Annotated in this window: 22 protein-coding genes; 19 read left to right on the top strand and 3 right to left on the bottom strand. The window is 56.3% G+C overall.

Annotation, left to right across the window (positions count from 1 at the left end; translation table 11 throughout):
* Positions 1-15 precede the first annotated feature (15 nt).
* From iscA to sseB, 7 genes are all read left to right on the top strand, one after another.
* Positions 16-339 (top strand): iron-sulfur cluster assembly protein IscA, encoded by a 324-nt coding sequence (gene iscA, locus F384_RS13895; protein ID WP_003037681.1) that lies wholly within the window; start codon positions 16-18, stop codon positions 337-339.
* A gap of 76 nt (positions 340-415) precedes the next feature.
* Positions 416-931, top strand: coding sequence for a co-chaperone HscB (gene hscB / locus F384_RS13890; protein WP_046485052.1), 516 nt, complete (start codon positions 416-418; stop codon positions 929-931).
* Positions 932-946: 15 nt separating this feature from the next.
* Complete coding sequence (hscA, locus tag F384_RS13885; RefSeq protein ID WP_046485050.1) at positions 947-2,797, top strand: Fe-S protein assembly chaperone HscA; 1,851 nt, start codon at positions 947-949, stop codon at positions 2,795-2,797.
* A gap of 1 nt (position 2,798) precedes the next feature.
* A complete protein-coding gene (gene fdx / locus F384_RS13880) occupies positions 2,799-3,134 on the top strand; it encodes an ISC system 2Fe-2S type ferredoxin (protein WP_042291414.1) in 336 nt (111 codons plus the stop codon).
* 11 nt (positions 3,135-3,145) lie between these two features.
* Positions 3,146-3,346, top strand: coding sequence for a Fe-S cluster assembly protein IscX (gene iscX / locus F384_RS13875; RefSeq protein WP_045446157.1), 201 nt, complete (start codon positions 3,146-3,148; stop codon positions 3,344-3,346).
* 178 nt (positions 3,347-3,524) lie between these two features.
* Positions 3,525-4,808, top strand: coding sequence for an aminopeptidase PepB (gene pepB, locus F384_RS13870; protein WP_046485045.1), 1,284 nt, complete (start codon positions 3,525-3,527; stop codon positions 4,806-4,808).
* Between the two features lie 109 nt (positions 4,809-4,917).
* Entirely contained in the window at positions 4,918-5,694 is a 777-nt protein-coding gene (gene sseB, locus F384_RS13865) for an enhanced serine sensitivity protein SseB (protein WP_046485042.1), read from the top strand.
* Positions 5,695-5,730: 36 nt separating this feature from the next.
* Here the strand turns inward: sseB and timP are convergent, their stop codons facing one another.
* Together timP and sseA are read right to left on the bottom strand one after the other, a co-directional pair.
* The gene (gene timP / locus F384_RS30785; RefSeq protein WP_413541458.1) at positions 5,731-5,847 is read right to left on the bottom strand and encodes a small toxic inner membrane protein TimP; all 117 of its coding nucleotides are present in this window, start codon (positions 5,845-5,847) and stop codon (positions 5,731-5,733) included.
* Positions 5,848-6,201: 354 nt separating this feature from the next.
* Positions 6,202-7,053 carry a 3-mercaptopyruvate sulfurtransferase gene (gene sseA / locus F384_RS13860; protein WP_046485040.1) on the bottom strand — a complete coding sequence of 284 codons (852 nt, stop codon included), beginning with the start codon at positions 7,051-7,053 and terminating at the stop codon, positions 6,202-6,204.
* 207 nt (positions 7,054-7,260) lie between these two features.
* Here sseA and F384_RS13855 point away from each other — a divergent pair, with 207 nt between their 5' ends.
* The 12 genes from F384_RS13855 (at position 7,261) to F384_RS13800 (ending at position 25,068) form a co-directional block, all read left to right on the top strand.
* On the top strand, positions 7,261-12,204 hold the full coding sequence (locus F384_RS13855) for an alpha-2-macroglobulin family protein (protein WP_046485036.1): 4,944 nt from the start codon (positions 7,261-7,263) through the stop codon (positions 12,202-12,204).
* Positions 12,205-14,517 (top strand): peptidoglycan glycosyltransferase PbpC, encoded by a 2,313-nt coding sequence (gene pbpC / locus F384_RS13850; protein ID WP_046485033.1) that lies wholly within the window; start codon positions 12,205-12,207, stop codon positions 14,515-14,517.
* Positions 14,518-14,652: 135 nt separating this feature from the next.
* The gene (gene ndk, locus F384_RS13845) at positions 14,653-15,084 is read left to right on the top strand and encodes a nucleoside-diphosphate kinase (RefSeq protein ID WP_046485030.1); all 432 of its coding nucleotides are present in this window, start codon (positions 14,653-14,655) and stop codon (positions 15,082-15,084) included.
* 146 nt (positions 15,085-15,230) lie between these two features.
* On the top strand, positions 15,231-16,397 hold the full coding sequence (locus tag F384_RS13840) for a bifunctional tRNA (adenosine(37)-C2)-methyltransferase TrmG/ribosomal RNA large subunit methyltransferase RlmN (RefSeq protein ID WP_046485025.1): 1,167 nt from the start codon (positions 15,231-15,233) through the stop codon (positions 16,395-16,397).
* Positions 16,398-16,683: 286 nt separating this feature from the next.
* A complete protein-coding gene (gene rodZ, locus F384_RS13835; protein WP_046485021.1) occupies positions 16,684-17,667 on the top strand; it encodes a cytoskeleton protein RodZ in 984 nt (327 codons plus the stop codon).
* Positions 17,668-17,693: 26 nt separating this feature from the next.
* Positions 17,694-18,812, top strand: coding sequence for a flavodoxin-dependent (E)-4-hydroxy-3-methylbut-2-enyl-diphosphate synthase (gene ispG, locus F384_RS13830; protein ID WP_042999832.1), 1,119 nt, complete (start codon positions 17,694-17,696; stop codon positions 18,810-18,812).
* A 110-nt stretch (positions 18,813-18,922) separates the two neighbouring features.
* Complete coding sequence (hisS, locus tag F384_RS13825; RefSeq protein WP_046485014.1) at positions 18,923-20,197, top strand: histidine--tRNA ligase; 1,275 nt, start codon at positions 18,923-18,925, stop codon at positions 20,195-20,197.
* 13 nt (positions 20,198-20,210) lie between these two features.
* Entirely contained in the window at positions 20,211-20,831 is a 621-nt protein-coding gene (locus F384_RS13820) for a YfgM family protein (RefSeq protein WP_046485012.1), read from the top strand.
* Positions 20,832-20,841: 10 nt separating this feature from the next.
* Positions 20,842-22,020: an outer membrane protein assembly factor BamB gene (gene bamB / locus F384_RS13815; RefSeq protein WP_046485010.1), complete on the top strand. Its 1,179-nt coding sequence runs from the start codon at positions 20,842-20,844 to the stop codon at positions 22,018-22,020.
* Positions 22,021-22,138: 118 nt separating this feature from the next.
* Positions 22,139-23,611, top strand: a complete 1,473-nt coding sequence (gene der, locus F384_RS13810) for a ribosome biogenesis GTPase Der (protein WP_046485008.1) — start codon at positions 22,139-22,141, stop codon at positions 23,609-23,611.
* A gap of 131 nt (positions 23,612-23,742) precedes the next feature.
* Entirely contained in the window at positions 23,743-24,801 is a 1,059-nt protein-coding gene (locus F384_RS13805) for a DUF2786 domain-containing protein (RefSeq protein ID WP_046485007.1), read from the top strand.
* A 45-nt stretch (positions 24,802-24,846) separates the two neighbouring features.
* The gene (locus tag F384_RS13800) at positions 24,847-25,068 is read left to right on the top strand and encodes a zinc ribbon domain-containing protein (RefSeq protein WP_046485005.1); all 222 of its coding nucleotides are present in this window, start codon (positions 24,847-24,849) and stop codon (positions 25,066-25,068) included.
* 37 nt (positions 25,069-25,105) lie between these two features.
* Here F384_RS13800 and xseA read toward each other — a convergent pair whose 3' ends face one another.
* Positions 25,106-26,470, bottom strand: coding sequence for an exodeoxyribonuclease VII large subunit (gene xseA / locus F384_RS13795; RefSeq protein WP_046485003.1), 1,365 nt, complete (start codon positions 26,468-26,470; stop codon positions 25,106-25,108).
* Positions 26,471-26,583: the final 113 nt, after the last annotated feature.

The raw sequence follows: 26,583 nt of genomic DNA, 5'->3' as shown, positions 1-26,583 counted from the left end.
AGTTGAGGTTTTATTATGTCGATTACACTTAGCGACAGTGCAGCAGCGCGAGTAAATACCTTCCTGGCGAACCGCGGTAAAGGGTTTGGCCTGCGTCTGGGCGTGAGAACTTCCGGCTGCTCAGGTATGGCGTATGTACTGGAATTTGTTGATGAACCGGCGGCAGAAGACACCGTGTTTGAAGACAAAGGCGTTAAGGTCGTGGTCGACGGAAAAAGCCTGCAATTTCTGGACGGAACGCAGTTAGACTTCGTAAAAGAAGGTCTGAACGAAGGGTTTAAATTCACTAACCCGAATGTGAAGGACGAGTGTGGTTGCGGCGAAAGCTTCCACGTGTAACGCGCGTCATCCGAAAACCCCGCCGTGGCCATGCTACGTGTGGGGTTTGTTCTAACAGGCTACCCCTGAGAATGTTATGGACTACTTCACCCTCTTTGGCTTACCGGCCCGTTATCCGCTCGATATTCAGGCACTAAGCCTTCGATTTCAGGATCTGCAACGGCAGTATCACCCTGATAAATTTGCCAGCGGTACCCAGGCGGAACAGCTTGCTGCCGTTTCGCAATCCGCCACCATCAACCAGGCCTGGCAAACGCTGCGCCATCCTCTGAGGCGCGCAGAATATCTGCTTTCGTTACACGGTTTTGATCTCAACAACGAGCAGCACACGGTGCGCGATACCGCATTCCTGATGGAACAACTGGAATTGCGTGAAGAACTCGATGAGATCGAACAGGCGAAAGACGAGGTGCGGCTGGAACAGTTTATTCAGCGCGTGAAAAAGATGTTTGATAGCCGCCATCAACTGATGGTGGAACAACTGGATAGCGAGACGTGGGACGTTGCGGCCGATACCGTGCGTAAACTGCGTTTTCTCGATAAACTGCGAAGCAGTGCAGAACAACTCGAAGAAAAACTGCTCGATTTTTAATATTCGGAAGCAATTATGGCCTTATTACAAATTAGTGAGCCTGGTCTGAGCGCAGCGCCACACCAGCGTCGTCTGGCTGTGGGTATCGATCTCGGGACCACCAACTCTCTGGTCGCAACCGTACGTAGCGGTCAGGCGGAAACGCTGGCCGATCACGACGGTCGTCATCTGCTGCCGTCTGTCGTTCACTATCAGCAGCAGGGCCACACGGTCGGCTATGATGCGCGTGCCAATGCCGCGCTGGATACCGCCAATACCATTAGCTCGGTGAAACGCATGATGGGGCGTTCGCTGGTGGATATTCAGACCCGTTACCCCCATCTGCCGTACCGTTTTCAGGAAAGCGTTAATGGCCTGCCGATGATTGAAACGGCGGCGGGTTTGCTGAATCCAATTCGTGTTTCTGCCGATATCCTGAAAGCGCTGGCGGCGCGAGCCACCGAGTCACTCTCTGGCGAACTGGATGGCGTGGTCATTACCGTACCGGCGTACTTTGACGATGCACAGCGTCAGGGGACCAAAGACGCCGCGCGTCTGGCGGGTCTGCATGTCCTGCGCCTGCTCAATGAACCGACCGCCGCGGCGATTGCCTACGGTCTGGATTCCGGCAAAGAGGGTGTTATTGCGGTGTATGACCTCGGCGGCGGAACGTTTGATATCTCTATTCTGCGCCTGAGTCGCGGCGTGTTCGAAGTGCTGGCGACCGGTGGCGATTCTGCGCTGGGCGGCGATGACTTCGATCACCTGCTGGCGGATTACATCCGCGAGCAGGCGGGAATTGCCGATCGCAGTGATAACCGTGTTCAGCGTGAATTGCTGGATGCTGCCATCGCGGCAAAAATTGCGCTCAGCGACGCCGAGTCCGTAAGGGTCAACGTGGCGGGCTGGCAGGGTGAAATCACCCGCGAACAGTTTAATGATCTCATTTCCGCGCTGGTTAAGCGCACGCTGCTGGCCTGTCGTCGCGCACTGAAAGATGCCGGCGTCGAGGCGCAGGAAGTCCTGGAAGTGGTGATGGTTGGCGGTTCCACGCGCGTACCGCTGGTGCGTGAACGCGTGGGCGAATTTTTTGGTCGTCCGCCGCTGACGTCCATCGACCCGGATAAAGTAGTGGCGATTGGCGCGGCTATCCAGGCCGATATCCTGGTCGGCAACAAGCCGGACAGTGAAATGCTGCTGCTTGACGTTATCCCGCTGTCGCTGGGACTGGAAACGATGGGCGGTCTGGTGGAAAAAGTGATCCCGCGTAACACCACCATTCCGGTGGCGCGCGCGCAGGACTTTACCACCTTCAAAGACGGTCAGACCGCGATGTCTATCCACGTGATGCAGGGCGAACGTGAACTGGTGCAGGACTGCCGTTCGCTGGCGCGCTTTGCATTGCGCGGTATTCCGGCGCTACCGGCAGGCGGCGCGCACATTCGCGTCACCTTCCAGGTGGACGCAGACGGTCTGCTGAGCGTCACTGCGATGGAAAAATCCACTGGCGTTGAGGCCTCTATTCAGGTGAAACCGTCTTACGGTCTGACCGACAGCGAAATTGCCTCAATGATTCAGGATTCGATGAGCTTTGCCGAACAGGACGTAAAAGCCCGCATGCTGGCAGAGCAGAAAGTCGAAGCGGCGCGTGTGCTGGAGAGTTTGACCGGCGCGCTCACCGCTGATGCCGCGCTGCTAAGCGCCGCAGAGCGTCAATTGATCGACGATGCCGCCGCGCATTTGAGCGCCGTGGCGCTGGGCGATGATGTTGACGCTATCGAACAAGCCATTAAAAACGTAGACAAACAAACCCAGGAATTCGCCGCCCGGCGCATGGACCAGTCGGTCCGTCGCGCGCTGAAAGGCCATTCCGTGGACGAGGTTTAATATGCCAAAGATTGTTATTCTGCCTCATCAGGATCTCTGTCCGGATGGCGCAGTTCTGGAAGCAAAGACCGGTGAAACCATTCTTGACGTTGCACTGCGTAACGGTATTGAGATTGAACACGCCTGCGAAAAATCCTGCGCCTGTACGACCTGCCACTGCATCGTGCGTGAAGGCTTTGACTCCCTGCCGGAAAGCACGGAAGAAGAAGACGACATGCTGGATAAAGCCTGGGGACTGGAGCCGGAGAGCCGTTTAAGCTGTCAGGCTCGCGTAACCGAGGATGATTTAGTGGTCGAAATCCCACGTTACACAATCAATCATGCTCGTGAGCATTAACAGAGGGTAGTATGGGACTGAAGTGGACCGATAGCCGCGAAATCGGCGAAGCGCTGTACGACGCCTTCCCCGATCTCGATCCCAAGACCGTTCGTTTCACCGATCTTCATCAGTGGATCTGCGATCTTGAGGAGTTTGATGACGACCCTGGCGCATCCAATGAAAAAATTCTGGAGGCGATTCTGCTAGTCTGGTTAGATGAAGCAGAGTAATTTCCCCGTCATGCTTCACGCTGCAGATGCGTTGGCCGCGCTCGCTCACCCCAGTCACAGAGTTATCTCTGCTCCCGGGGATTCACTCGATTGCCGCCTTCCTGCAGCGCGAATCATTTAGTGGAATGAACATACGGGCTGCCTTCGGGCGGCCCGTTTGCTAATAAGGATAAATAAAATGACAGAAGCCATGAAAATTACGCTTTCCACGCAACCCGCTGACGCACGCTGGGGCGAAAAAGCGACATACAGTATCAATAACGACGGTATTGCCCTGCACCTCAACGGAAAAGATGACCTGGGCCTTATTCAGCGCGCCGCACGTAAAATCGACGGCCTCGGCATCAAGCATGTGCAACTGGCAGGCGAAGGCTGGGACGCTGACCGCTGCTGGTCATTCTGGCAGGGCTACAAAGGGCCGAAAGGCAGCCGCAAAGTGGAATGGCCTGAGCTGGACGATGCCCAACGCCAGGAACTGGATAATCGTCTGACCATCATTGACTGGGTGCGTGACACCATTAACGCACCAGCGGAAGAGCTGGGGCCAGAACAACTGGCGCAGCGCGCCGTGGATCTGCTGTGCAGCGTGGCGTGCGATCATGTCTCTTACCGCATTACCAAAGGTGAAGATCTGCGCGAGCAGAACTACATGGGGCTGCACACCGTCGGTCGCGGCTCTGAACGTCCGCCGGTTCTGCTGGCGCTCGACTACAACCCGACGGGAGATAAAGAAGCCCCGGTTTATGCCTGCCTGGTCGGAAAAGGGATCACCTTTGATTCCGGCGGCTACAGCATCAAGCAGAGTGCCTTTATGGACTCCATGAAGTCTGACATGGGCGGTGCCGCAACGGTAACCGGCGCACTGGCGTTTGCCATCACCCGTGGCCTGAACAAACGCGTGAAGCTGTACCTGTGCTGTGCGGACAACCTGATCAGCGGCAACGCCTTCAAGTTGGGCGATATCATCCACTATCGCAATGGTAAAAACGTGGAAGTGATGAATACCGATGCCGAAGGGCGTCTGGTACTGGCGGACGGGCTGATCGACGCCAGCGCGCAGAAACCGGAGCTTATCATCGATGCCGCGACCCTGACCGGCGCCGCGAAAACTGCACTGGGTAACGACTACCATGCGTTGTTCAGCTTCGATGACCAACTGGCGAACCGTCTGCTGGCGAGCGCTGCCGAAGAGAACGAGGCGTTCTGGCGTCTGCCGCTGGCGGAATTCCACCGCAACCAATTGCCGTCTAATTTTGCCGAGCTGAACAATACTGGTAGCGCGGCGTATCCGGCAGGGGCGAGTACGGCCGCAGGATTCCTGTCGCATTTTGTGGAAAACTACCAACAGGGCTGGCTGCATATCGACTGCTCGGCAACCTATCGCAAAGCGCCGGTTGAGCAGTGGTCTGCCGGGGCGACTGGTCTGGGCGTGCGTACAATCGCCAATTTGTTGACTGCCTGAAAGGTGTTGTTGTAGGCCGGGTAAGCGAAGCGCCACCCGGCATTTTGCCTGATGGCGACGCCGTGCGTCTTATCGGGCCTACAATCCATATAGATAATTTGTGATCCCTATGTCCGAAACCAAAAACGAATTAGAAACCTTACTGGAACAAGCCGCGACTGAACCCGCGCATCGTCCGGCATTTTTCCGCACCCTGCTGGAATCCACCGTCTGGGTGCCCGGCACCGCGGCAGAAGGCGAGGCGATTGTCGAAGACAGCGCGCTCGATCTTCAGCACTGGGAAAAAGAAGATGGCACCACCGTTATTCCCTTTTTCACCTCTCTGGAAGCGTTGCAGCAGGCAGTAGACGATGAGCAGGCGTTTGTGGTGATGCCGGTACGCACGCTGTTTGAAATGACGCTCGGCGAAACGCTGTTCCTCAACGCGAAATTGCCAACGGGCAAAGAGTTCATGCCGCGCGAAATCAGCCTGCTGATGGGGGAAGAGGGTAATCCGCTAAGTACCCAGGAAGTGCTGGAAGGGGGGGAATCCCTGATCCTCTCGGAAGTGGCCGAACCGCCTGCGCAGATGATCGACTCGCTCACGACGTTGTTCAAAACCATCAAGCCGGTGAAACGTGCGTTTATCTGTTCGATTAAAGAAAGTACGGATGGTGAGGCGAACCTGCTGATTGGTATTGAAGCCGATGGCGATATTGAAGAAATCATTCATGCGGCAGGTAGCGTGGCGACGGATACGCTACCAGGTGATGAACCAATTGATATCTGCCAGGTGGTAAAAGGAGAAAAGGGCATCAGCCACTTTATCACCGAACATATTACGCCGTTCTACGAACGCCGTTGGGGCGGTTTCCTGCGCGATTTTAAACAGAACCGGATAATATAAGAGAAGGAAAGCCGCCCCGAAAGGCGGCATCCTCGCTTACCTGCCCTGGTCGTTGGTCTTTACGAAAACAGAATGACCGGAATCACTCCGGTCTGCGTGAAGGCACAACACGCCAGAAACAAGAAGCACGATACAGACGTACCGTATCTTCATTGTGCGGTCCATGCGAAGACCGCTTCACGACAGCACCACTGGCGATAATGCCGTGACAGCAAGTGCTGGGGGCACTTACATTTACGGCCATGGGACATCCTTTCCTGAAGCCAGTGCCCGTTTGCGAAGCGGCGGAAAGGGCCGGGAAGAATAATACATCAAATTTGCAATAGTTTCCCGGCTAACTAACTTGACATTTTCTCCCTTTAACGAGAGTATTTGTGCGCTGGGGTGTACTTACATTGCTGTGGCAACACAGCCAGCTGGAAAGGCCGCGAACCGGACCAGCGCAAAAAAACCGCTCAAACGTTAGAGCGGTTTTTTTGTGGACAAGACAGACTAATAAATCAGAATTTATTCAGTTTCCGCCGGTTCAACCGGTAAATCGGCACGTGCTCCCCATTCGCTCCATGCGCCGTCATACAGCGCGACGTCGGGCACGTCCAGCATCGCCAGCGCCAGCACGACGACCGCTGCTGTCACGCCAGAACCACAACTGGCGATGATCGGTCTGTCAAAACTGACTCCGTGGCGAAAGAAGATGGCATCCAGTTCGTCGGTTGTTTTCAGTTCACCGTCCTGAACCAGTTCGGTCCACGGTACGTTTAAGGCGCCAGGCACGTGACCGCGTCTGAGACCCGGACGCGGCTCGTCGACTTCAGCATTAAACCGCGCAGCCGGGCGGGCATCGACTATCTGCGCGCTTTTCTCATGGCTGGCGAGCAGAACGTCGGTGATGCGCACGACGGCTTCAGGAGTAAACGCCGCATCAAATTCGCCTTCCGGCAGTTCGACGTTGCCTTCCTGAAGCGGCAACTCATCACGTTGCCAGCCGGCCAGCCCCCCTCCCAGAATGGATACGTTTTCCACGCCAAAGGTCCGCAGCATCCACCACGCACGCGGGGCGGAGAACAGATTTCCCTCGTCATAAACAATCAGATGTTTATCCTGATCTATCCCCAGTTCACGCATCGCGACGGCGAAGCTTTCCGGGCGCGGCATCATATGCGGCAGAGGGGAGGTGTGGTCGGAGAGCGCTTCAATATCAAAAAACACCGCGCCCGGGATATGCCCTGAGCGATACTCTTGCGCTACGTCGCGGTCTTCCTGTCCTGGAGGCGCCATCCGGGCGTCGATAATTTGAATCTGCGGATCGTCAATATGCTCGGCAAGCCAGTCGGCGGCGACAAAAAAGGCGGTAGTCATGGGTGTCTCCATGTTTATCAGGTGTCCGGTAAATTGTCAGGCCTTTGCTCATAAGGGACAAGTAAAAGAGGCTGATTTGTCTGGTGATCCCACACTTATTCATTAAATTCAGACCAGACAGGCCGGATAGAGACTTACACAAAGTGAAATCTCACGCATAATAACGATTCTACGTTGCTAACGGGCCTCGTCGGCCAGGGATGAAAAATGAAACACATACGCGTAGTCGCTTGCATGCTAATGCTGGCGCTGGCAGGGTGCGACAACAACGATAAAGCGCCTGCGGTGGTAAAAAACGACGCCCCTGCGGCGCAACCCGCAGTGGAAAAGAAAGCGGTCAACGATACCGCGCAATTGCAGAAACTGGCCCAACAGAGTGAAGGCAAAGCGCTGACGCTGCTGGATGCCTCTGAAGTGCAACTGGACGGTGCATCCACGCTGGTGCTGACCTTTTCCATCCCGTTAGATCCTGAACAGGATTTTGCCCGAATCGTCCACGTGGTGGATAAAAAAAGCGGCAAAGTCGATGGCGCATGGGAACTGTCGCCGAATCTGAAAGAGTTGCGCTTACGCCATCTGGAACCCAATCGCGATCTGCTGGTGACCATTGAGCGCGATCTCAGGGCGCTGAATAAAGCCATCTTCGAAATCAACTATGAGAAAAGCCTGACCACGCGGGATATCCAGCCCAGCGTGGGCTTTGCCAGTCGCGGTTCGCTGCTGCCGGGGAAAGTAGTGGAAGGTTTGCCGGTGATGGCGCTCAACGTCAACAACGTAGACGTTAACTTCTTCCGCGTGAAGCCGGAATCGCTGGCGGCCTTTGTCAGCCAGTGGGAGTACCGGAATTCATTGTCCAACTGGGAGTCTGACAAGCTGCTGAAAATGGCGGATCTGGTCTATACCGGTCGTTTCGATCTCAATCCTGCGCGCAACACCCGCGAAAAACTCCTTCTGCCACTGAGCGAGATCAAGCCGCTGCAACAGGCGGGTGTCTATGTCGCGGTGATGACCAAAGCCGGGCAGTACGAGTACAGCAACGCCGCAACGTTATTCACGCTCAGCGATATCGGCGTGTCGGCGCACCGCTACCAGAGTCGGCTCGATGTGTTTACGCAAAGCCTGGAGAATGGCACCGCGCAGCAGGACGTGGAGGTCGCCTTGCTGGATGAGAAAGGGCAGACCCTGGCGAAGGCGGCCAGCGACGCGAAAGGCCATGTTCAGCTCGAAAATAACCCGAACGCCGCGCTGTTGCTGGTGCGTAAAGAGGGGCAAACCACGCTGCTGGATCTGAAACTCCCGGCGCTGGATTTAGCGGAATTCGATATCGCCGGGGATCCCGGTTACAGCAAGCAGTTCTTTATGTTTGGCCCGCGCGATCTCTATCGTCCCGGTGAGACGGTGATCCTCAATGGTCTGCTACGCGACAGCGACGGTAAGACGCTGCCCGATCAGCCGGTGAAGCTGGAAGTGGTTAAGCCGGATGGCCAGGTCATCCGTACCGTGGTCAGTCAGCCGGATAACGGGTTGTATCGTTTCACGTATCCGCTGGACAGCGGCGCGCCAACCGGAATGTGGCACATTCGCGCCAACACGGGTGATAACCAAACCCGGATGTGGGACTTCCACGTAGAAGATTTCATGCCGGAGCGGATGGCGCTGAATCTCACCGGTCAAAAAACGCCTTTGTCGCCGTCTGACGCGGTGAAGTTCTCGGTGGTCGGTTACTACCTTTACGGTGCCCCGGCGAACGGCAATGCGTTGCAGGGACAATTATATCTGCGCCCGCTGCGCGATGCGGTACCGTCATTGCCGGGCTTCCAGTTTGGCAATATCGCCGAGGAAAACCTGTCGCGCAGCCTCGATGAAGTACAGCTGGCGCTGGATGACACCGGGCGTGGCGACATCAGTACCAGCAGCCAGTGGCGCGAAACCCACTCGCCGTTGAAGGTGATTTTGCAGGCCAGCCTGCTGGAGTCCGGTGGTCGTCCCGTTACGCGTCGCGCCGAACAGGCTATCTGGCCTGCAGACACCTTACCGGGTATCCGTCCGCAATTTGCGGTGAAAGCGGTGTATGACTACCGCACCGATACCACGGTGAATCAACCGATTGTCGACGAAGACGGCAATGCCGCCTTTGACATTGTCTATGTCGATGCCCAGGGCGGGAAGAAAGCGGTCTCCGGGTTGCAGGTGCGCTTGATTCGTGAGCGTCGCGACTACTACTGGGACTGGCTGGAAAGCGAAGGCTGGCAGTCGCGCTTTGATCAAAAAGATCTGGTAGAAGGCGAACAGACGCTGGATCTGAAAGCGGATGAAACCGGCAAAGTGACATTCCCGGTGGAATGGGGTGCCTACCGACTGGAAGTCAAAGCACCAAACAATGCGGTCAGCAGCGTTCGTTTCTGGGCAGGCTACAGCTGGCAGGATAACAGCGATGGCAGCGGCGCGGCGCGGCCGGATCGCGTCACGCTGAAGCTGGACAAACCGGCCTATCGTCCGGGCGACACCATGAAGTTGCATATTGCGGCGCCAGCGGCGGGGAAAGGCTATGCGATGGTGGAATCCAGCGAAGGTCCGCTGTGGTGGCAGAAAATTGATGTTCCGGCCCAGGGGCTCGATCTCTCCATTCCGGTCGATAAATCCTGGAATCGCCACGATCTGTATCTGAGCACGCTGGTGGTGCGCCCGGGCGATAAATCCCGCTCTGCAACGCCGAAACGTGCCGTGGGGCTGCTGCATCTACCGCTGGGGGATGAAAACCGCCGTCTGGATCTGGCGCTGGAAAGCCCGGCCAAAATGCGTCCGAACCAGCCGTTAACCGTGAAGATCAAGGCCAGCAGTAAAAATGGCGAGATGCCAAAACAGGTAAATGTACTGGTGTCGGCGGTGGACAGCGGCGTGTTGAACATTACCGATTACGCCACGCCGGATCCGTGGCAGGCGTTCTTCGGACAAAAACGCTACGGCGCGGATATTTATGACATTTATGGTCAGGTGATTGAGGGCCAGGGGCGGCAGGCCGCGCTGCGTTTTGGCGGTGATGGCGACGAACTGAAACGCGGCGGTAAACCGCCGGTCAACCATGTGACTATCGTGGCGCAGCAGGCGCAACCGGTCATGCTGAATGAACAGGGTGAAGGCAGTGTGACGCTACCGATTGGCGATTTCAACGGCGAACTGCGCGTGATGGCGCAGGCGTGGACGGCGGATGACTTTGGTAGCAATGAAAGCAAAACCATCGTCGCGGCCCCGGTCATTGCTGAGCTGAATATGCCGCGCTTTATGGCCGGTGGCGATAGCGCGCGACTGGTACTGGACGTGACTAACCTGACCGATCACCCGCAGTCATTAAACGTGGCGCTGGCCGCCAGCGGATTGATCGAACTGGTCAGTGACCAGCCTGCGCAGCTCAGCCTGGCGCCGGGCGTGCGTACGACCTTGTTTGTGCCTGTTCGGGCGAAAGAAGGATTTGGCGATGGCGAGCTGCAGGCGACGATAAGCGGACTGAACGTGCCGGGAGAAAGCATCGGGCCGCAACAGAAGCAGTGGAAAATTGGCGTACGTCCGGCATTCCCCGCGCAAACGGTCAATAACGGCGTGATGCTGCAACCGGGAGAAAGTTGGACCCCGCCTGCGGAGGGGTTAGCGAATTTCTCTCCGGTTACCGTTCAGGGTCAACTGCTGTTCAGCGGTAAACCGCCGCTGAATCTGGCGCGCTACATCCGTGAGCTGAAGGCGTATCCTTACGGCTGTCTGGAACAAACCACCAGCGGCCTGTTCCCGTCGCTCTATACCAATGCCGCGCAGCTAAAAGCGCTGGGTATTACGGGCGATACTGATGAGATGCGTCGTGCCGCAATCGAAACCGGGATTGCCCGCCTGCTGCAAATGCAGCGTGACAACGGCGGATTCGCGCTGTGGGACAAGAATGGTCCGGAAGAGTACTGGCTGACCGCCTATGCGATGGATTTCCTGGTGCGGGCGGGTGAACAGGGTTACAGCGTTCCGGCAGAGGGGATCAACCAGGGTAACGCGCGTCTGCTGCGTTATCTGCAGGATCCGGGGATGATGTCGGTTCGCTATACCAGCGACACGCAGGCGAGCAAATTTGCCGTGCAGGCCTATGCCGCACTGGTACTGGCGCGACAGCAGAAAGCCCCGCTTGGCGCACTGCGCGAGATCTGGGAACGTCGCGCTCAGGCTGCTTCCGGTTTACCGCTGCTGCAACTGGGCATGGCGTTGAAAACCATGGGCGACGCGAAGCGGAGTGACGACGCGGTAACGCTGGCGCTGTCCACCTCGCGCCACGATGGACGTCAGTGGCTGGGCGATTACGGCAGCCCGCTTCGTGATAACGCCCTGATGCTGGCGCTGCTGGAAGAGAATAACCTGAAGCCGGATGTCCAGAACACGTTGCTGAACACGCTCTCTGAACAGGCGTTTGGTCAGCGCTGGTTGTCAACACAGGAGAATAACGCCCTGTTCCTGGCTGCCCGTTCGCTACAGGATTTACCCGGTACCTGGCAGGCGCAGACCTCGCTTGCTGAACAACCGCTGACGGGCGATAAAGCGCAAACCCGTAATCTGGATGCCGATCAACTCGCGGCGCTACAGGTGACGAATAACGGTTCTCTGCCGTTGTGGTTGCGTCTGGACGTGAGTGGCTATCCGCAAACGACACCGGCACCTGCCAGTAATGTGTTGCATATTGAACGTCATATTCTGGGAAGCGATGGGCAGAGCAAATCGCTGGAATCACTGCGCAGCGGCGAGCTGGTACTGGTCTGGCTGGAAGTGAAAGCCAGTCAGGACGTGCCGGACGCGCTGGTGGTGGATCTGCTGCCTGCCGGACTGGAACTGGAAAACCAGAATCTGGCCAACGGCAGCGCCAGTTTGCAGGACAGCGGCAGTGAGGTACAAAATCTGCTTAATCAGATGCAGCAGGCGGATATTCAGCACATGGAGTTTCGGGATGACCGCTTTGTCGCCGCCGTGGCGGTGAATCAGGGGCAGCCGGTGACGCTGGTCTATCTGGCGCGTGCAGTGACGCCGGGAGCCTATCGGGTGCCGATGCCTATGGTGGAATCGATGTATATTCCGCAATGGCGGGCGACCGGCGCGGCTGAGGAATTACTGATTGTTAAGCCGTAAATGGGGCGATTAACCGGTAAACGCGGCGGCTGGCTTTGGCTGGTCGCCGCGTCTGTTTTACTCGTCTGCGCCGTCTGGGCAGCAGACAAAATCTGGCCGCTGCCTTTGCGTGAGGTCAATCCGGCGCGGGTGGTGGTGGCGCATGACGGGACGCCGCTGTGGCGGTTTGCAGACGCCGACGGCATCTGGCGCTATCCGGTGACGCTCGAAGAAGTCTCCCCGCGCTATCTTGAGGCACTCATCAACTATGAGGACCGCTGGTTCTGGCAACATCCGGGAGTAAACCCTCTCTCTATACTTCGCGCCGCCTGGCAGGATCTCTCCTCCGGGCGGGTGATTTCCGGCGGCAGCACGCTGACCATGCAGGTAGCGCGACTGCTGGATCCGCATCCCCGCACGTTCGGCGGTAAGTTTCGCCAGCTCTGGCGCGCCCTGCAGCTTGAATGGCACCTCTCAAAACGCGATATCCTGACGCTGTACCTCAACCGTGCGCCGTTTGGCGGCACGTTGCAGGGGATTGGCGCGGCCAGCTGGGCTTATCTCGGTAAACCTCCGGCGCAACTCAGCTACTCTGAAGCCGCTTTACTGGCGGTATTACCGCAGGCGCCGAGTCGTCTGCGTCCCGATCGCTGGCCGGATCGGGCAGAAGCCGCGCGCAATAAAGTACTCGAGCGGATGGCGGCACAGGGGATCTGGTCGCAGCACCAGGTTGAGGAGTCACGTGAAGAGCCTGTGTGGCTGACGCCCCGCCAGATGCCACAACTGGCACCGCTGTTCTCGCGGATGATGCTGGGCAAAAATCATGGCGACAAAATTGTCACCACCCTGGATGCCGGGCTGCAACGACAGCTGGAAGAACTGGCGCAAAACTGGAAGGGCAGGCTGCCCGCGCGCAGTTCGCTGGCGATGATCGTCGTCGATCACACTGACATGAGCGTGCGCGGCTGGGTTGGATCGGTCGATCTGAACGATGACGCGCGTTTCGGTCATGTGGATATGGTCAAGGCGATTCGATCGCCTGGCTCAGTGCTGAAGCCTTTTGTTTATGGACTGGCGCTGGATGACGGATTAATCCACCCGGCGTCTTTATTGCAGGATGTGCCGCGCCGTAGCGGGGATTATCGCCCTGGTAATTTTGACAGCGGTTTTCATGGCCCCGTCAGTATGAGCGAAGCGCTGGTGCGCTCGCTGAATTTGCCTGCGGTACAGGTGCTGGAAGCCTACGGTCCGAAGCGCTTTGCTGCACAATTACGTAATATCGGGCTGCCGCTGTTTCTGCCCGCAGGCGCGGCACCTAATCTGTCGCTTATTCTGGGGGGCGCGGGCGTGCGGCTTGAGGATATCGTCGCGGGATACAGCGCTTTTGCCCGCCACGGCAAAGCGGGAATACTGCGTCTGCAACCGGGCGATCCGCTTGTCGAACGCACGCTGATGTCGCCAGGCGCGGCGTGGATCATCCGACGGATTTTAGCCGACGAAGCGCAGCCGCTGCCGGACAGCACGCTTCCCCGGATAGCGCCGCTGGCATGGAAAACCGGCACCAGCTATGGCTATCGTGATGCGTGGGCGATTGGCCTCAATGCCCGCTATGTCATCGGTATCTGGACGGGCAGACCAGACGGCACGCCCGTTGCCGGACAGTTCGGTTATGCCAGCGCGATCCCGCTGCTCAATCAGGTGAACAACCTGCTTTTAGCCCGCAGTGCCTCGCTGCCGGAAGACCCGCGGCCGCAGTCGGTTACGCGCGGCGTCGTGTGCTGGCCTGGCGGACAGTCTCTTCCTGCTGGTGACAGCAATTGTCGACGCCGTCTGGCCACCTGGCTGCTGGAGGATGCGCAGCCGCCCACGCTACTGCTGCCGGAACAGGAGGGAGTAAGCGGCATTCGTTTTCCTGTCTGGCTGGATAAGGACGGTCGACGCGTTGCCGCCGATTGTCCGCAGGCGCGGGAGCAGATGCTGATTGTCTGGCCGTTGCCGCTGGAACCGTGGTTGCCCGCCTCAGAACGTCGCCGCGCGCGCGTGCCGTTGGCTTCAACGGAATGCCCGCCACACGGGCAGGATCCTGCGTTGCCGCTGTTGCTGTCGGGCGTGCGTGATGGCGCAATCGTCAAACGTTTACCAGGTGCCGCTGAGGCGAGTTTAACGATTCAGAGTAGCGGCGGAGAAGGCGAGCGCTGGTGGTTCCTCAATGGCGAACCGCTGCAAGAACGTGGGCGCAGTGTCACGTTACGCCTGCGCGAAAAAGGTGACTATCAGCTCCTGGCGATGGAGGCGAGCGGACAGGTTGCGACGGTGAGATTTACTCTGCAGTAGACCAGATTGACATTTTTTGTTGCTAATGCTCATCTTATTTTAAAAAAATGTTACCTTCATCCATATGCAATAGCCGGGATGCTCTTTATAATCCGCGCCAGGTAAAACACAACAGAACATCTTTCAGAGGTAATCATGGCTATTGAACGTACTTTTTCCATCATCAAGCCAAACGCGGTGGCAAAAAACGTTATTGGTAATATCTTTGCGCGCTTTGAAGCAGCAGGGTTCAAAATTGTCGGCACCAAAATGCTGCACCTGAGCGTTGAGCAGGCGCGCGGCTTCTACGCTGAGCATGACGGCAAGCCGTTCTTCGACGGTCTGGTTGAGTTCATGACCTCGGGTCCTATTGTGGTGTCCGTGCTGGAAAGCGAAAACGCGGTACAGCGTCACCGCGATCTGCTGGGCGCAACCAACCCGGCTAACGCCCTGGCGGGTACGCTGCGTGCTGACTACGCTGACAGCTTCACTGAAAACGGTACTCACGGTTCTGATTCCGTGGAATCCGCCCAGCGCGAAATCGCCTATTTCTTCGGTGAAGGCGAAGTGTGCGCCCGCACGCGCTAATAATTTCGTAAATGCCGCGTGCAAACGTGGCATCCTTGCGCCAGACTTTGTACAATGCAACGCCCCGGATGAGCCACTGCTTACCGGGGCGTTTCTTTTCAACCTCCCATGGGCCATAACGTGTAACAACGAGGCCGGAAAAAATTATGTCTGAATTAGTTAACACTTCCGAAATTATCACGCCTGCGGTTCCTGCGAAAAATGGCAAAATCAACCTGTTGGATCTGAACCGTCAGCAGATGCGTGAATTCTTTAAAGAGATGGGCGAGAAACCGTTTCGTGCCGACCAGGTGATGAAATGGATGTACCACTATTGCAGCGACAACTTTGATGAGATGACCGACATCAACAAAGTGCTGCGTAACAAGCTCAAAGAGGTGGCGGAAATCCGCGCGCCGGAAGTGGTTGAAGAACAGCGCTCCTCAGATGGCACCATCAAATGGGCGATTGCCGTGGGCGATCAGCGCGTTGAAACGGTGTATATCCCGGAAGATGACCGCGCCACGCTGTGCGTCTCGTCACAGGTAGGTTGTGCGCTGGAGTGTAAATTCTGTTCAACCGCGCAGCAGGGTTTTAACCGTAACCTGCGCGTTTCTGAAATTATCGGTCAGGTCTGGCGTGCGGCGAAAATTGTCGGTGCGGCGAAAATCACCGGTCAGCGTCCGATCACCAACGTGGTGATGATGGGGATGGGTGAACCGCTGCTCAACCTGACTAACGTCGTGCCGGCCATGGAAATCATGCTTGATGATTTCGGCTTCGGTCTGTCCAAGCGTCGCGTTACGCTGTCGACCTCCGGCGTGGTGCCTGCACTCGACAAATTAGGCGACATGATTGACGTCGCGTTGGCTATCTCGCTGCATGCGCCGAATGACGAAATTCGTGACGAAATTGTGCCGATCAACAAAAAGTACAATATCGAAACCTTCCTGGGCGCGGTTCGCCGCTATCTGGAGAAATCCAATGCCAACCAGGGACGTGTCACCATTGAATACGTCATGCTGGATCACATTAACGACGGCACAGAACATGCGCATCAGTTGGCGGAGCTGCTGAAGGATACGCCCTGTAAGATTAACCTCATCCCATGGAACCCGTTCCCGGGAGCGCCTTATGGACGTAGCTCTAATAGCCGCATTGACCGTTTCTCTAAAGTGTTGATGAGCTATGGCTTTACCACCATTGTGCGTAAAACGCGGGGTGATGATATCGACGCTGCCTGCGGGCAACTGGCGGGAGAAGTGATCGACCGTACAAAACGTACGCTGCGTAAGCGTATGCAGGGTGAAGCTATCGACGTTAAAACCGTCTGATGCACACGTGCCACAGCCTGATTTTTGTGCTGTGGCACAATGTAATTTGCATGAGGGTCAGAGTCGTACTTGTCCGGTCAATAATAACGGTGCGTTTTTGTCGACTTTAAGGCAGTATGTACGGCGCGACAATAGTTTAGCCTTCAGGCTTAAGCTGTTTTTGTTAAGAGCCAGCAGACGGGTTTATACTGTTTGACTCAGGTTGACTGACCAGATTCTCGCGGCGTGGGTGGGCATTATGACTCGCCGGCGCCTGAACCTTAATTTTCACCAGCAGCTGTAGCGAATGAATACTGAAGCCACTCACGATCAACATGAAGCACAATCCACCGGCGTTCGTCTACGCAATGCCCGTGAACAACTCGGACTCAGCCAGCAGGCTGTCGCTGAGCGACTTTGCCTGAAGGTATCCACCGTACGCGATATTGAAGACGATAAGGCCCCTGCCGATTTAGCTTCAACGTTCTTGCGTGGGTACATCCGCTCTTATGCGCGTCTGGTCCATATTCCTGAAGAAGAACTGCTACCGGCTCTGGAGAAGCAGGCACCGGTTCGGGCGGCGAAAGTTGCGCCGATGCAGAGCTTCTCGTTAGGCAAACGCCGTAAAAAGCGCGATGGCTGGTTGATGACGTTTACCTGGCTGGTGCTGTTTGTGGTGGTCGGTCTGACGGGCGCATGGTGGTGGCAAAACCACAAAGCGCAGCAGGAAGAGATCTCCACGATGGCCGATCAATCCTCTGCTGAGCTGAACGCCAACAGCGAAAACACACAAAGCGTGCCGCTGGATACCAGCGCAACGGCAAGCCAGGACAACACGCCGGCATCCACCGGTCCGGCGGAGACGGTACAAACGCCTGCGCCGACGACCGCACCTGCGGTTGACCCGCAGCAGAACGCCGTGGTCGCCCCCTCACAGGCTAACGTGGATACCGCAACAACCGCTCCGGCAACCCCGGATGGCGCGGCACCGTTGCCAACCAATCAGGCGGGCGTGGAAGCGGCTGCCGATCCGAACGCACTGGTGATGAATTTTACCGCCGACTGCTGGCTGGAAGTGAGCGATGCGACGGGCAAAAAGCTGTTCAGCGGGATGCAGCGCAAAGATGGCAATTTAAACCTGACCGGTCAGGCGCCTTACAAGCTTAAAATTGGCGCGCCGGCTGCGGTACAGATCCAGTATCAAGGAAAACCTGTCGATCTGAGCCGTTTTATCAGAACAAACCAGGTTGCGCGTCTGACCCTCAATGCCGAACAATCACCGGCGCAGTAATAGACGGGTAACGCGGGAGATTTTTCATGCATAACCAGGCTCCAATTCAACGTAGAAAATCAACGCGTATTTACGTTGGGAATGTGCCGATTGGCGATGGGGCTCCCATCGCCGTACAGTCGATGACCAACACGCGAACCACGGATGTGGAAGCAACGGTCAATCAGATCAAAGCGCTGGAACGCGTGGGCGCTGACATTGTTCGTGTTTCTGTACCCACAATGGATGCCGCAGAAGCCTTCAAACTGATCAAGCAACAGGTTTCTGTTCCGCTGGTCGCCGACATTCACTTCGACTACCGTATTGCGCTCAAAGTGGCGGAGTACGGCGTTGACTGCCTGCGTATTAACCCCGGCAATATCGGTAACGAAGAGCGTATCCGCATGGTAGTGGATTGCGCCCGTGACAAAAATATCCCGATTCGCATCGGTGTGAACGCCGGATCGCTGGAAAAAGATCTACAGGAAAAGTACGGCGAACCGACGCCGCAGGCCTTGCTGGAATCGGCAATGCGTCATGTGGATCATCTCGATCGTCTGAACTTTGATCAGTTCAAGGTCAGCGTAAAAGCGTCTGACGTTTTCCTCGCCGTTGAATCCTATCGCCTGCTGGCAAAGCAAATCGATCAACCGCTGCATTTAGGGATCACCGAAGCCGGTGGCGCGCGTAGCGGTGCGGTGAAATCGGCTATTGGTCTTGGCCTGCTGTTATCTGAAGGGATTGGCGATACATTGCGAGTTTCGCTGGCAGCCGATCCGGTGGAAGAGATCAAAGTTGGCTTCGATATCCTGAAGTCGCTGCGCATCCGCGCTCGCGGGATCAACTTCATCGCCTGTCCGACCTGTTCGCGCCAGGAGTTTGACGTTATCGGTACGGTTAACGCGCTGGAGCAACGTCTGGAAGACATCATTACGCCAATGGATGTCTCCATCATTGGCTGCGTGGTTAACGGTCCGGGTGAAGCGCTGGTGTCCACGCTGGGTGTCACCGGCGGCAACAAGAAAAGTGGTCTCTATGAAGATGGCGTTCGCAAAGATCGTCTGGATAATAGCGATATGATTGACCAGCTTGAAGCCCGCATTCGCGCTAAAGCGACGATGCTCGATGAAGCACAGCGGATTAACGTGCAGCAGGTTGAAAAATAATAACGTGATGGGAAGCGGCGTGCTTCCCGTGTATGATTGAACCCGCATGGCTCCCGTATCGCTCGGGGAAGCGCTGAGGGTTCATTTTTATATTCAGAAAGAGAATAAACGTGGCAAAAAACATTCAAGCCATTCGCGGCATGAACGATTATCTGCCTGGCGAAACCGCCATCTGGCAGCGCATTGAAGGCACACTCAAAAACGTGCTCGGCAGCTACGGTTACAGTGAAATCCGCTTGCCGATTGTAGAGCAGACCCCGTTATTCAAACGCGCGATCGGCGAAGTGACCGACGTGGTTGAAAAAGAGATGTACACCTTTGAGGACCGTAATGGCGATAGCCTGACGCTGCGTCCGGAAGGCACGGCAGGCTGTGTTCGCGCCGGCATCGAGCATGGTCTCCTGTACAATCAGGAACAGCGTCTGTGGTACATCGGGCCGATGTTCCGCCATGAGCGTCCGCAGAAAGGGCGCTATCGTCAGTTCCATCAGTTAGGTGCCGAAGTTTTTGGTCTGCAAGGACCGGACATTGATGCCGAACTGATCATGTTAACCGCGCGCTGGTGGCGTGAGCTGGGTATCGCTGAGCATGTCAATCTGGAACTGAACTCTATTGGTTCCCTGGACGCGCGTGCAAACTATCGCGATGCGCTGGTGGCGTACCTGGAACAACACATTGAGAAACTCGACGAAGATTGCAAACGTCGCATGTACTCAAATCCGCTGCGCGTACTGGATTCCAAAAACCCGGATGTGCAGGCGCTGCTCAATGATGCTCCTCAGCTTGGCGACTATCTGGATGACGATTCCCGCGAGCACTTTGCGGGTCTGTGCACACTGCTGGAAGCGGCAGGCATTGCCTACACCGTCAACCAGCGTCTGGTGCGCGGTCTCGACTACTACAACCGCACTGTCTTTGAGTGGGTCACCAGCAGTCTGGGCTCTCAAGGTACGGTCTGTGCGGGCGGTCGTTATGACGGACTGGTCGAGCAACTCGGTGGTCGCGCGACCCCGGGTGTCGGCTTTGCAATGGGCCTGGAACGACTTGTTTTACTGGTTCAGGCAGTTAATCCGGAATTTAAAGCCGATTCTGTTGTCGATATATACCTGGTCGCTTCAGGTGCGGATACGCAGTCTGCGGCAATGACACTGGCTGAGCGCGTGCGTGATGAAATCCCGGGCGTGAAGCTGATGACAAACCACGGCGGCGGCAACTTTAAGAAACAGTTTGCCCGAGCTGACAAATGGGGCGCCCGCGTTGCTCTGGTACTTGGCGAGTCCGAAATGGCTGCCGGAACCGTTGTAGTGAAGGATTTGCGCTCCGGTGAGCAAACCGAGGTGGCACAAGACAGCGTCGCCGCCCATTTGCGCACGTTAATGGCTTAAGGAGAAGGACTGCGTGGAAATTTACGAGAACGAAAACGACCAGGTCGATGCGATTAAACGCTTCTTTGCCGAAAACGGCAAAGCCCTGGCTGTTGGGGTTATTTTAGGTGTTGGAGCGCTGGTTGGCTGGCGCTACTGGAACAGTCATCAGACTGAGTCCGCACGCTCTGCTTCTCTGGCATATCAAACCGTGGTGAGTTCGCTCAGTGCGGGTAAAGCGGAAAACCTGTCTGCCGCGGAGAAATTTGCCGCAGACAATAAGAACGCCTACGGCGCGTTAGCGTCGATGGAACTGGCACAGCAGTTTGTCGATCAGAATCAACTTGAGAAAGCCGCAGCCCAGCTTCAGCAGGGACTGGCCGCCACGAGTGATGAGAATCTTAACGCGGTGATCACGCTGCGTCTTGCTCGTGTTCAGGTCCAACTCAAGCAGGCGGATACGGCGCTGAAAACCCTTGATAGCGTGAAGGGTGAAGGATGGGCAGCGATTGTTGCCGATCTGCGCGGCGAAGCACTGCTGAGCAAAGGTGATAAACAAGGTGCGCGTAGTGCGTGGGAAGCGGGCGTGAAAAGTAACGCCTCCCCGGCACTGAGCGAAATGATGCAGATGAAAATCAATAATTTGTCCATCTGAGAGGGACCCGATGCAATTGCGTAAATTACTTCTGCCAGGGCTGCTTTCCGTTACCCTGTTGAGCGGCTGTTCACTGTTTAGTGGCGAAGAAGACGTTGTTAAAATGTCCCCATTACCGGTGGTTGAAAATCAATTTACCCCGTCTACGGCCTGGAGCACTTCCGTAGGCAACGGTATCGGTGATTTCTATTCCAACCTCCATCCGGCGTATGCCGATAACGTGGTCTACGCTGCCTCTCGGGCTGGCGTGGTGAAAGCGTTGAATGCAGATGACGGCAAAGAAGTCTGGTCGATCAACCTGGGCGAAAAAGATGGCTGGTTCTCACGCTCGTCGGCACAGTTGTCTGGCGGCGTAGCGGTTGCTGGCGGTCACGTCTATATTGGCAGCGAAAAAGCGCAGGTTTATGCGCTGAACGCGGCGGACGGTACGGTTGCATGGCAAACCAAAGTGGCGGGTGAAGCGCTTTCTCGTCCGGTAGTCAGCGACGGAATCGTGTTGATTCATACCAGCAACGGCCAGTTGCAGGCACTGAACGAAGCCGATGGCGCCATTAAGTGGACCGTGAACCTGGACATGCCGTCTCTGTCGCTGCGTGGTGAATCTGCGCCGGCCACCGCCTTTGGTGCGGCCATTGTCGGTGGCGATAACGGTCGCGTAAGCGCCGTGCTGATGCAGCAAGGTCAGATGATTTGGCAGCAGCGTATTTCTCAGGCCACCGGCTCTACTGAGATCGACCGTCTGAGCGATGTGGATACGACACCGGTTATCGTCAATGGCGTCGTTTACGCCCTGGCTTATAATGGTAACCTGACCGCGCTGGATCTGCGCAGTGGCCAGATCATGTGGAAACGTGAGCTGGGCTCGGTGAATGACTTTATCGTCGACGGCAGCCGTATCTACCTGGTGGATCAGGATGACCGTGTACTGGCGCTGACCACCGATGGCGGCGTCACGCTGTGGACGCAGAGTGATCTGCTGCACCGTCTGCTAACGTCCCCGGCGTTGTATAATGGCAACCTGGTGGTGGGGGATAGCGAAGGTTATCTGCACTGGCTTAACGTCGAAGACGGCCGTTTTGTGGCTCAGCAGAAAGTAGACAGCTCCGGCTTCCTGACCGAACCGGTCTCGGCCGATGGCAAACTGCTGATCCAGGCCAAAGACGGTACCGTGTACGCCATTACACGCTAATCGTCCTGGTCGTACGCTTTAAAAAACGGCTCCTGGTGCAGGGGCCGTTTTCCTGTTTTTAACAACAGCGCAAAAATGGCGTCTGTTGTCTGATGATTTTTAAAATGAGGCTTTAAACATGGTACCTGTGGTCGCGCTTGTCGGGCGCCCTAACGTTGGAAAATCCACGTTATTTAACCGTCTAACTCGCACCCGAGATGCGCTGGTTGCGGATTTCCCGGGTCTGACTCGTGACCGTAAGTACGGTCGTGCGGAGATTGAAGGTCGTGAGTTTATCTGTATCGATACCGGCGGTATTGATGGCACCGAAGATGGTGTAGAAACGCGCATGGCGGAACAGTCGCTGCTGGCGATTGAAGAGGCGGATGTGGTGCTGTTCATGGTTGATGCGCGCGCTGGCCTGATGCCAGCCGATGAAGCTATTGCCCAGCATTTACGCTCCCGTGAAAAACCGACGTTCCTGGTCGCCAACAAAACGGACGGACTCGATCCGGATCAGGCCATCGTTGATTTTTACTCGCTGGGTCTGGGTGAAATTCACCCGATCGCCGCGTCTCATGGTCGTGGCGTGCTCAGCCTGCTGGAACACGTTCTGCTGCCGTGGATGGACGATGCCGCGCCGCAGGAAGAGGTGGATGAAGACGCCGAATACTGGGCGCAGTTCGAAGCCGATGAGAACGGTGAAGAAGAGCCGGAAGATGACTTCAATCCGCAGGATCTGCCAATCAAGCTGGCGATTGTCGGCCGACCAAACGTCGGTAAGTCCACACTGACTAACCGTATTCTGGGTGAAGACCGCGTGGTGGTTTACGACATGCCTGGCACCACCCGTGACAGTATCTATATCCCGATGGAACGTGATGAGCGCGAGTATGTGCTGATCGATACCGCCGGGGTGCGTAAGCGCGGCAAAATCACCGATGCGGTGGAAAAGTTCTCGGTCATCAAAACATTGCAGGCTATTGAAGACGCTAACGTAGTGATGCTGGTGATTGATGCCCGTGAAGGCATCTCTGACCAGGACCTGTCGTTGCTGGGCTTTATCCTCAATAGTGGGCGCTCACTTGTTATCGTAGTGAACAAGTGGGACGGACTGACTCAGGAAGTCAAAGAGCAGGTGAAAGAGACGCTGGACTTCCGTCTGGGCTTTATCGACTTCGCGCGCGTGCACTTTATCTCTGCACTGCACGGCAGCGGTGTCGGCAACCTGTTTGAATCCGTCCGTGAAGCGTATGACAGCTCCACCCGCCGCGTCAGTACGGCGATGCTGACCCGTATCATGACGATGGCGGCTGAAGATCACCAGCCGCCGTTGGTTCGTGGCCGTCGCGTGAAGCTGAAATATGCTCATGCGGGGGGCTACAACCCACCAATTGTGGTGATTCACGGTAATCAGGTCAAAGACCTGCCGGATTCCTATAAGCGCTACCTGATGAACTACTTCCGTAAATCGCTGGAAGTGATGGGGACGCCGATTCGCATTCAGTTTAAAGAGGGCGAGAACCCGTATGCCAACAAGCGCAATACGCTGACCCCGACCCAGATGCGTAAGCGTAAACGTCTGATTAAGCACATCAAGAAAAGTAAGTAATAACTTACCTGCCTGGCAGGTAACCCCAAAAAGCCCGCGCCCGTCGGGCTTTTTGGTATCTTTCCGTCTACCGTTTATATTCTGGTAACGTTACTCAGGCGCACGGAAGCCCGTCTTTAGAAGATTGTCTGATGACCGACAAAGCAAAACAAATCGAGAAAATCCGCAAACTACTGGCTCTTGCCGCACAATCCTCTAATGACGGTGAATCCGCAAATGCGTTTAGTCGCGCCCGTCGTTATATGGCGATTTATGGGCTGACGATGGAAGACATTTACGGCAGTGGCGGGGCGTCAGCCGACAATTCCGCAGAATCTGAACGCTATCGCCGGGATGCTGAAACCGCCAGACAGGAGGCGGCAAACGAGCGCCGGGCGCGGCAGGAAGCAGAGCAAAAGCATCGGGAATACCAGACTGAGCAAAATAAGCGCGCGGCGGAAGAGAAAAGGCGTTACGACGAGGCGTACTTTCGTCAGCAGGCCGAGCAAAAGGCCCAGGAAGAGAAGCGACAGGCAGATGAGCGCGCCCGTCAGGACGCCGCAGCACAACAGGTTAAAACAACGGCGGCACGGTCTGGAAAAATGTCATTGTCTGACAAATTCAAGGCGGAGAAATTCGGTTTTGGTCTCCTCGCCGTGGTGGCTGCACTGGTGATCGTTGGCCTGAATAATTCCTCGTCGACGCCAGCGGATACGCCATCAGTCAACAAGCCCGCGACGCCTGTTGTGATGCCGACACCCGCATCGCCTCCTGTAAGGTTGCCCGAACCGCCGCCGACAGCGAAGTATCAGCCCCAGGCAGAACCCGTTCAGAAACCCGTACCCGTTACGCCTGTCGCGCCGCCACGACCTGCTGCGGTGAACATTATTGAATACTCGGCGAAAAGCCGGGCGGTATACTCCTGTCTGGCTGACGGCACGGAGAAGTACAACGGCGGTGGCAATGTTAGTTACAAGATGCAGACCTTTTTCTTTGTCAGTCCCTCTGAGATTGCTTTTGGTAAAAATAAATCCGGAATACGGGTCGTGACAGCCGAAGGAAACGGGATGTACAAGCTTGAAAATGGTGATGAAGTCGCGGTTGATGTTTTTGGGGCGATTGAACGTTACTGGAACCCGAAGATGACCTTTACCTGTTTCACATCAGAAAAGGCATTGGGTCAGTATCTTCAGGACAGAGCGCCCCAGTAATGGTGGGCATCCTCTTTTGCGAAAGAGGAGAGTGAAGGAGGTAGTATGGAATTGATGTGTCCTGTTTGTCATAACCCGTTGGAACGCAATGGTGAAACGGCCCATTGCGCAATCTGTAATACGGACTTTGCCGTTGAAGCGCAGTGTCCGGACTGCCACAAGCCGCTCCAGGTGTTAAAAGCCTGCGGTGCGGTGGATTATTTTTGCCAGAACGGTCACGGGTTGATTTCAAAAAAACGCGTTGAGTTTACGCTGCATAACGTGTGAACAGGTACGGCTCAGTCTCTGACAGGGGCAGAGCCACTTACTTGCGGGCGCGCTGCTTCACCGGTTTGATGTCGGTGATCTGGCTTTCCACCCAGCCGTCTTCCAGTCGGGTGGTCATCACATCACCCGCCTTCACCTGTTTCACTTTTTTCAGTACTTTGCCATCGGTGGCGGTAGAGACGCTGTAACCACGCGCCAGGGTCGAGAGTGGGCTGACGGCTTCCAGATGCGTTACCGCGTTGCCAAAGCGTTCACGCGTGGAGCTGAGACGTGAACGTACATGCTGAGCCAGACGATATTCCAGTTGCTGAATGCGGGTTTGCGCCCGATGAATGCGCGGCTGAGGGCTTTGCTGGTTCAGGCGTTGCACCAGGCGAGACTGGCGCTGGCTGGTACGCTTCACCTGGCTGTCGATAGCCACATTCATACGCTGATGCAATCTTTCCAGCGCCGTCTGCTGACGGGCGAGACGCAACTGCGGATGCTGCTGTTGCAGGCGGTGATAAATCTGGGTGAACCGGCGACTGCGGTTCGCCAGAAAGTAATCCATCGCCATGCCGAGACGCTGCTGGGCGGACAGGATCTGGCGCATCAACTCCTGCTGATTCCGGCTGACCATTTCAGCCGCGGCCGAAGGCGTTGGCGCACGGAGGTCAGCAATAAAATCGGCAATCGTCACGTCGGTTTCGTGGCCGACCGCGCTGACGACGGGGATCGCGCTGGCAAAAATAGCCCGGGCGACGCGTTCGTCGTTGAAGCTCCATAAATCTTCTAGTGAACCGCCGCCGCGCCCGACAATCAGAACATCACACTCTTGGCGCGCATTCGCCAGTTCAATAGCCCGGACAATCTGCCCTGGCGCGTCGTCGCCCTGGACGGCGGTCGGATAGATAATGACCGGCAAAGAGGGATCGCGACGTTTCAGTACATGGAGAATATCGTGCAGTGCGGCCCCGGTCTTCGAGGTGATCACCCCCACACAATGGGCGGGAGAGGGGAGAGGTTGCTTGTGCTGCTGATCAAAAAGCCCTTCAGCCTGCAGTTTGGCTTTTAACTGTTCATACTTTTGCTGGAGCAAACCTTCACCGGCAGGCTGCATGCTTTCGACGATAATCTGATAGTCGCCGCGCGGCTCGTACAGGGTGATATTGGCGCGAACCAGCACCTGCTGGCCATGCTGGGGGCGAAAGGTCACCCGACGATTGCTGTTGCGGAACATCGCACAGCGCACCTGCGCAGTGTCATCTTTGAGCGTGAAGTACCAGTGCCCCGATGACGGCTGCGAGAAATTGGAAATCTCACCGCTGATCCAGACCTGTCCCATCTCCTGTTCCAGCAGCAGACGAACCGTCTGATTCAGGCGGCTAACAGTAAAAATTGCGGAGGTCTGAGAGGATAACATGTGAGCGGGATCAAATTCTAAATCAGCAGGTTATTCAATCGATAGTAACCCGCCTGAGCAGGAGCGCAAGCATTATTTGCAAAAAAGTGTGGATGCAACCGATTACGCTCTGT

Origin of the sequence: Citrobacter amalonaticus Y19 (genome assembly GCF_000981805.1) — a bacterium.
Taxonomy (GTDB): Bacteria; Pseudomonadota; Gammaproteobacteria; order Enterobacterales; family Enterobacteriaceae; genus Citrobacter_A; species Citrobacter_A amalonaticus_C.
The sequence above is the reverse complement of the archived record's forward strand: the minus strand, read 5'-3'. Positions and strand labels throughout refer to the sequence as shown.

Bases quoted from the DNA above. Each gene is read 5' to 3' on its own strand.
- iscA (WP_003037681.1), top strand. From the start codon at position 16: ATGTCGATTACACTTAGCGACAGTGCAGCAGCGCGAGTAAATACCTTC.
- hscB (WP_046485052.1), top strand. From the start codon at position 416: ATGGACTACTTCACCCTCTTTGGCTTACCGGCCCGTTATCCGCTCGAT.
- hscA (WP_046485050.1), top strand. From the start codon at position 947: ATGGCCTTATTACAAATTAGTGAGCCTGGTCTGAGCGCAGCGCCACAC.
- fdx (WP_042291414.1), top strand. From the start codon at position 2,799: ATGCCAAAGATTGTTATTCTGCCTCATCAGGATCTCTGTCCGGATGGC.
- iscX (WP_045446157.1), top strand. From the start codon at position 3,146: ATGGGACTGAAGTGGACCGATAGCCGCGAAATCGGCGAAGCGCTGTAC.
- pepB (WP_046485045.1), top strand. From the start codon at position 3,525: ATGACAGAAGCCATGAAAATTACGCTTTCCACGCAACCCGCTGACGCA.
- sseB (WP_046485042.1), top strand. From the start codon at position 4,918: ATGTCCGAAACCAAAAACGAATTAGAAACCTTACTGGAACAAGCCGCG.
- timP (WP_413541458.1), bottom strand. From the start codon at position 5,847: ATGAAGATACGGTACGTCTGTATCGTGCTTCTTGTTTCTGGCGTGTTG.
- sseA (WP_046485040.1), bottom strand. From the start codon at position 7,053: ATGACTACCGCCTTTTTTGTCGCCGCCGACTGGCTTGCCGAGCATATT.
- F384_RS13855 (WP_046485036.1), top strand. From the start codon at position 7,261: ATGAAACACATACGCGTAGTCGCTTGCATGCTAATGCTGGCGCTGGCA.
- pbpC (WP_046485033.1), top strand. From the start codon at position 12,205: ATGGGGCGATTAACCGGTAAACGCGGCGGCTGGCTTTGGCTGGTCGCC.
- ndk (WP_046485030.1), top strand. From the start codon at position 14,653: ATGGCTATTGAACGTACTTTTTCCATCATCAAGCCAAACGCGGTGGCA.
- F384_RS13840 (WP_046485025.1), top strand. From the start codon at position 15,231: ATGTCTGAATTAGTTAACACTTCCGAAATTATCACGCCTGCGGTTCCT.
- rodZ (WP_046485021.1), top strand. From the start codon at position 16,684: ATGAATACTGAAGCCACTCACGATCAACATGAAGCACAATCCACCGGC.
- ispG (WP_042999832.1), top strand. From the start codon at position 17,694: ATGCATAACCAGGCTCCAATTCAACGTAGAAAATCAACGCGTATTTAC.
- bamB (WP_046485010.1), top strand. From the start codon at position 20,842: ATGCAATTGCGTAAATTACTTCTGCCAGGGCTGCTTTCCGTTACCCTG.
- der (WP_046485008.1), top strand. From the start codon at position 22,139: ATGGTACCTGTGGTCGCGCTTGTCGGGCGCCCTAACGTTGGAAAATCC.
- F384_RS13805 (WP_046485007.1), top strand. From the start codon at position 23,743: ATGACCGACAAAGCAAAACAAATCGAGAAAATCCGCAAACTACTGGCT.
- F384_RS13800 (WP_046485005.1), top strand. From the start codon at position 24,847: ATGGAATTGATGTGTCCTGTTTGTCATAACCCGTTGGAACGCAATGGT.
- xseA (WP_046485003.1), bottom strand. From the start codon at position 26,470: ATGTTATCCTCTCAGACCTCCGCAATTTTTACTGTTAGCCGCCTGAAT.